Source organism: Bacteroides congonensis (assembly GCF_900130125.1).
Taxonomy (GTDB): domain Bacteria; phylum Bacteroidota; class Bacteroidia; order Bacteroidales; family Bacteroidaceae; genus Bacteroides; species Bacteroides congonensis.
Window position 1 is genome coordinate 326,853 of the sequence record NZ_FQXY01000006.1, and the last position, 6,227, is coordinate 333,079.

General features: G+C 45.7%; 5 protein-coding genes and 2 rRNA genes. All 7 read right to left on the reverse strand.

Annotated features, from left to right (window positions below; translation table 11 throughout):
* Positions 1-32 precede the first annotated feature (32 nt).
* Positions 33-1,577, reverse strand: coding sequence for an alpha-isopropylmalate synthase regulatory domain-containing protein (locus BQ7997_RS01285; protein WP_073342738.1), 1,545 nt, complete (start codon positions 1,575-1,577; stop codon positions 33-35).
* Positions 1,559-2,155, reverse strand: a complete 597-nt coding sequence (gene leuD / locus BQ7997_RS01290; RefSeq protein WP_073342741.1) for a 3-isopropylmalate dehydratase small subunit — start codon at positions 2,153-2,155, stop codon at positions 1,559-1,561. Before leuD ends, BQ7997_RS01285 begins: the two co-directional genes overlap by 19 nt.
* A gap of 42 nt (positions 2,156-2,197) precedes the next feature.
* Complete coding sequence (gene leuC, locus BQ7997_RS01295) at positions 2,198-3,592, reverse strand: 3-isopropylmalate dehydratase large subunit (protein WP_073342743.1); 1,395 nt, start codon at positions 3,590-3,592, stop codon at positions 2,198-2,200.
* An 81-nt stretch (positions 3,593-3,673) separates the two neighbouring features.
* Positions 3,674-5,170, reverse strand: a complete 1,497-nt coding sequence (locus BQ7997_RS01300) for a 2-isopropylmalate synthase (protein WP_073342746.1) — start codon at positions 5,168-5,170, stop codon at positions 3,674-3,676.
* 402 nt (positions 5,171-5,572) lie between these two features.
* A complete protein-coding gene (locus BQ7997_RS01305; RefSeq protein WP_022136655.1) occupies positions 5,573-5,830 on the reverse strand; it encodes a hypothetical protein in 258 nt (85 codons plus the stop codon).
* Positions 5,831-5,954: 124 nt separating this feature from the next.
* A 5S ribosomal RNA gene (rrf, locus tag BQ7997_RS01310) occupies positions 5,955-6,065 on the reverse strand.
* Positions 6,066-6,135: 70 nt separating this feature from the next.
* A 23S ribosomal RNA gene (locus BQ7997_RS01315) occupies positions 6,136-6,227 on the reverse strand; the annotation flags it as partial.

Here is a 6,227-nt window from a genome sequence, read left to right on the forward strand (position 1 = left end):
ACATTCTTCGCTTCGGGCAAGCAGCATCCCGCTTACTCTTTCTCATATTCATCTTCTATGAGGTTCAGCATCTTCATAGTAGCTTTGATGGCAGCTTCCGTCTGGTCGGCATCCAGTCCACGAGTACGGAACACTTGTTCGTCATAACTCCATGTGATTACCGTCTGCACAAACGCATCCGTACGTCCGCCGGGCGGGATGGTTACCGCATAATTGGTCAGCATCGGGAATTTACGTCCCAGCGTCACCTTATATATCTTACGCAATGCACGGACAAAAGCATCATACTGACCGTCTCCACCCGAACTTTCTTCGTACTCTTTTCCGTTGATTTCTATCTTCAACGTTGCCATCGGCTTCAAGCCATGAGCGAGATTTACGAAATAACTCTTCAGTCTGACCTTCTCGCCTATCGAGCCATGTTTCAATACATCAGAAACAATGTACGGCAAATCTTCCTGCGTCACCAGTTCTTTCTTGTCGCCCAGTTCGATAATGCGTTCCGTCACCTTGCGCATGGATTCTTCGTCCAGTTGCAGTCCGAGGTCTTCGAGGTTCTTGCGGATATTCGCCTTGCCGCTTGTCTTGCCCAACGCATATTCGCGCTTACGCCCGAACCGCTCGGGAAGCAAGTCATTGCAATACAGGTTATTTTTATTGTCACCGTCGGCATGCACGCCCGCCACTTGGGTAAAGACATTCTCGCCCACAATCGGCTTGTTGGCAGGTATCATGATACCCGAGTACGACTCTACCACCCGGCTGACATCATTCAGACGGCTTTCGTCGATATTGGTCACCGCATTGAAATGATCCTTCAGGATAGCCTGTACACTTGCGAGAGGAGCATTGCCCGCCCGTTCGCCCAGTCCGTTGATGGTGGTATGCAATCCTTTGACACCGCTTAATACCGCTGCCAGCACATTGCTCACCGCCAAATCATAATCATTGTGCGCATGGAAATCGAAATGAGTATTCGGATAACGTTTCTTCATCTTCCGCATATATTCTATTACCTGCAACGGATTCAGGACTCCCAACGTATCGGGCAGCATGAAACGCTTGATACTCGTTTCCTTCAATCCGTCCACCAACTGGAATACATATTCGGGAGAATCTTTTATGCCGTTACTCCAGTCTTCCAGATAGACATTGACGGTTATATCCTGCTCGTCGGCATAGTGCACCACGTCGATAACGTCCGCCAAATGTTCTTCCGGTGTCTTTTTCAGTTGTTGCGTACAATGCTTCAGCGAACCTTTGCAAAGGAGATTAATCACACGGCAACCGGCACTCTGTATCCAGTCTACCGAAGTATGGCCGTCTACAAATCCCAGCACTTCCACTTTTTGGAGCAGATTGCGCCGGGCTGCCCAGTCACAAATCATCTTCACGGCTTCAAACTCGCCTTCCGATACTCGTGCCGAGGCAACCTCCACCCGGTCTACCTTCAAATCTTCCAATAGCAAACGGGCGATCATTAGCTTCTCATGAGGCACAAAAGATACTCCGCTGGTTTGTTCACCATCACGGAGCGTTGTGTCCATGACTTCTATTTTCACGCCTTCTTTTCCCATTCTTCTATTTTGTCTTTATTGCTTAGCAGGAAATCTATATCGTCCAATCCGTTCATCAAACAATGTTTCTTGTAAGCATTGATTTCGAAATGTTCACTTTTACCTGTCGCCTTGTTGGTGATGGTTTGTTCGGGAAGGTTCACTTCCACTTCCATCTTCGGATCCGCTTCAATCGAATCAAACAGTTCTTGCAGGAATTCTTCGGTAACAACCACGGGAAGCACAAAGTTGTTCAACTCGTTGTTTTTATGAATATCGGCAAAGAAACTGGATACCACCACACGGAAGCCATATCCGGCAATCGCCCAGGCTGCGTGTTCGCGGCTCGAACCGGAACCGAAGTTCTTTCCTGCCACTAATACCTGTCCGCTGTACGTAGGATTGTTCAACACAAAATCCTGATTCAGAGAACCGTCGGCATTGTAACGCCAGTCACGGAAAAGGTTATCACCAAAGAATTTCTCTTCACGGGTAGTTGCTTTCAGGAAACGGGCCGGAATAATCTGGTCGGTATCTACATTTTCCAAAGGCAGGGGTACACAAGTACTTGTTATGATATTAAATTTTGTCTTAGCCATCTTGATATTTACTATTTAACGATTTACTATTTACGATTGAAATCACATCAATTCCCTCGGATCGGTAATCACACCAGTCACCGCAGCCGCAGCCGCTACCAGCGGACTGGCCAACAATGTACGTGCACCCGGTCCCTGGCGACCTTCAAAATTACGGTTACTGGTAGATACCGAATATTTGCCGGCAGGAATCTTATCATCATTCATCGCCAGACAAGCGGAACATCCCGGCTGACGGATAGCAAAACCTGCTTCTGTCAGTATCTTGTCAATGCCTTCCTTACGAATCTGCGCATCTACCATCCAGGAACCCGGCACCAGCCATGCGATTACGTTGTCCGCTTTCTTACGACCTTTCACCAAAGAAGCAAACGCACGGAAATCTTCAATACGACCGTTTGTACAAGCACCCAGGAATACATAGTCAATCTTCTTGCCCAGTAAAGACTCACCCGGCTCGAATCCCATATAATCCAATGATTTCTTGAAAGAAACCTGTGCGGCTTCGCCCATTCCTTCAGTAGTAGGGATATGCTGAGTGATGCCCATACCCATTCCCGGGTTCGTTCCGTAGGTAATCATCGGCTCGATATCGGCCGCGTCAAAGCGTACTTCCTTATCGAATACGGCATTATCATCACTCTTCAGTGTTTTCCAGTGTGCCACTGCTTTCTCCCACTCTTCTCCTTTCGGAGCATTCTCACGACCTTTGATATATTCAAAAGTCACTTCGTCAGGAGCAACCATACCACCACGTGCACCCATTTCGATAGAAAGGTTACAGAGCGTAAGACGTCCTTCCATTGTCATGTTGCGAATCACCGAACCCGCATATTCTACAAAGTATCCGGTAGCGCCACTGGTAGTCATCCTGGACATCATATACAGAGCCACGTCTTTTGCAGTCACCCCTTTGCCCAGTTCGCCGTCCACAGTGATACGCATCGTTTTCGGTCTTGACTGAAGGATACATTGCGAAGCCAGTACCATTTCCACTTCACTCGTTCCGATACCGAAAGCAATCGCCCCCATGGCACCGTGAGTAGAAGTGTGAGAGTCACCGCAAACAATGGTCATTCCCGGCAGTGTCAGACCGCGTTCCGGGCCTACCACATGGATAATACCATTCTTCGGATGCATCATGCCGTAATGTGTCAGGCCGAAATCCTTGGCATTCTGCGTCAGAGTATCCACCTGTGTCTTGGAGATAGGATCTTCAATCGGCTTGTCCTGATCGTGAGTCGGCGTATTGTGGTCGGGCATACAGAACACCTTTTCCGGGCGCAACACCCCGATTCCACGCTCGCGCAATCCGGCAAAGGCTTGCGGGCTTGTTACTTCATGACAATATAGACGATCAATGTAAAGCTGTGTAGGGCCATCTTCCACGGTAGTCACCACGTGGGCATCCCATATCTTATCAAATAATGTATTCATCTGTTTATTTACTATTTTACTAATTACTATTTACTATTTTTAGTCAATCCCTGTAACGCTGAGTCGCTACGAGTCTCTTCTTTACGGTTTGAATTTGTTGATACAGTCGATATAGGCTTCTACCGAAGCGGCTATAATATCCGTATTCGCGCCGAAACCATAATAAACCTGATTATCGTATTCCACCTGCATATGAACTTTACCTACATCATCACTTCCCTTGCTGATAGCCTGAATAGTAAATTCTTTCAGCGTCATGTGACGGTCTACAATCTTTTTCAATGCCTTGATAGCTGCATCTACCGGACCGTTACCGCTGGCACAGCCTTCAAACTTCTCACCGGCAATATTCAATCCCAGACTGGCTACCGAACGAACCCCGACACCACTTGTCACTTGCAGGTATTCCAGTTTGATACGGTGGTTCCCGCTACGGTCCGCACCTGCCAATACCAAAATATCATCGTCGTTAATATCTTTCTTCTTATCTGCCAGCTTCAAGAATTCTTCATAAACCTTATCCAGTTTTTCCTGATCCAACTCAACACCCAGGATAGTCAGGCGGTTCTTCAAAGCGGCACGTCCGCTACGGGCAGTCAATACGATTGAGTTGTCGTCAATACCCACATCATGCGGATCAATAATCTCATACGTCTGTACATTCTTCAACACACCATCCTGATGGATACCCGAAGAGTGGGCAAAGGCATTGCGACCTACGATAGCCTTATTCGGCTGCACCGGCATATTCATCAGGCTCGATACCATGCGGCTGGTCGGGTAAATCTTCTGTGTATTGATATTAGTCTGAATGTCAATTTCGTGGTGGCTCTTGATAATCATCGCGATTTCTTCAAGCGCAGTGTTTCCGGCACGTTCGCCGATACCGTTGATGGTAACTTCCACCTGGCGTGCACCATTCAAAACACCTGCAATCGTATTGGCAGTGGCCATACCCAAGTCATTGTGGCAGTGAGTGGAAAGGATTGCATTTTCAATGCCGTCTACATGGTCTATCAGGTATTTAATCTTAGCCCCATATTCCGAAGGCAAACAATAACCGGTCGTATCCGGTATATTGACTACCGTAGCTCCTGCCTTGATAACAGCTTCTACTACACGCGCCAGATATTCATTGTCCGTACGACCGGCATCTTCTGCATAGAACTCTACATCGTCTACAAAACGACGGGCATATTTCACGGCAGCTACCGCACGCTCGATAATTTCTTCACGATTCGAGTTGAACTTATATTTAATGTGTGAATCGGAAGTGCCGATACCTGTATGAATACGTTTATGCTTTGCAAATCTCAACGCATCGACAGCTACATCAATATCTTTTTGAACGGCACGGGTCAGAGCACAGATAGTAGGCCAAGTCACCGCTTTAGAAATTTCAATTACTGAATTAAAGTCACCCGGGCTTGAAATGGGAAATCCGGCTTCAATCACGTCTACCCCCAACAGTTCCAATGCCTTTGCTACCTGAATCTTTTCCACTGTATTCAACTGGCATCCCGGAACCTGTTCGCCATCCCTAAGGGTGGTATCAAAAATAAATAACCTATTGTCCATATTCTTTTTATATTATGTAATTATTAGCATTAAAAAAAGCCTTTCACACTTGGAAGTGAGAAAGGCTTTCGTATATCTTCATTTATACACATTTACGCGCAGCACTCACTTCCACTAACCTTTGATAGTAGAATAATAATACCGCATAGTAGAATATGTATAAACATTTGATTCATTTCTTGTCTCTTTTTATAGTTTGACGGTGCAAAGGTATGGATTATTTCGTTACCACCAAATAAAACGTTACTTTTTTATCGAATAAAATTTCATTTCATAAGTTAAACCCGAATATTAACTAAAATATATCACGAATAGAGGGCATATTCCATTAAACAAAAAGGGGGAACAGAGTGCTTTCGTTCACTCCATCCCCCTTTTGTCTTATTGTTCTAAATCAATAGATTACTTCTTATCGCAGCATCCTTTCTTTTCTGCGCAATCAGCTTTCTTATCGCAGTCTGCTTTCTTATCACAAGCAGCAGCACAAGAATCTTTAGCCTGGCAGCAAGAATCAGCTTCAACGATAGCAGCAGCTTCTACTGTTTCCACAGTTGCTTCTTCGCCTTCAGCGGCAGCGTTAGTAGTTTTGTTACCAGTACAAGAGATCACTGCAAAAGAAAATGTTACTGCCACGGCAGCCAAAAATAATTTAGTTTTCATACCTTTCAAATTTGCTTTAAACGTTTAATAAAATAATTGTCGGTGGCAAATATAGCAAAATTTTCTAGAACTACCAAAAACAGAAAGCCCCTTGATTCTTTCGTTGAATCAAGGGGCTTCTTAAAAACGGCGGCTACCTACTCTCCCACTGTTACGCAGTACCATCGGCGTGACGAGGCTTAACTTCTCTGTTCGGAATGGGAAGAGGTGGAACCCTCGTGCTATAACCACCTGAAGAAGGTTATGACATGATGAAAAGTAAAATTAGCAACAGCTAAACGTATATATCGCGCCCCGTACAAGTCCAAAAGAAAGTGAACGGGCAATTAGTAATGCTCGGCTATGATGTTACCACCTTTACACCTGCATCCTATCAACGTCATCGTCTTTGACGACC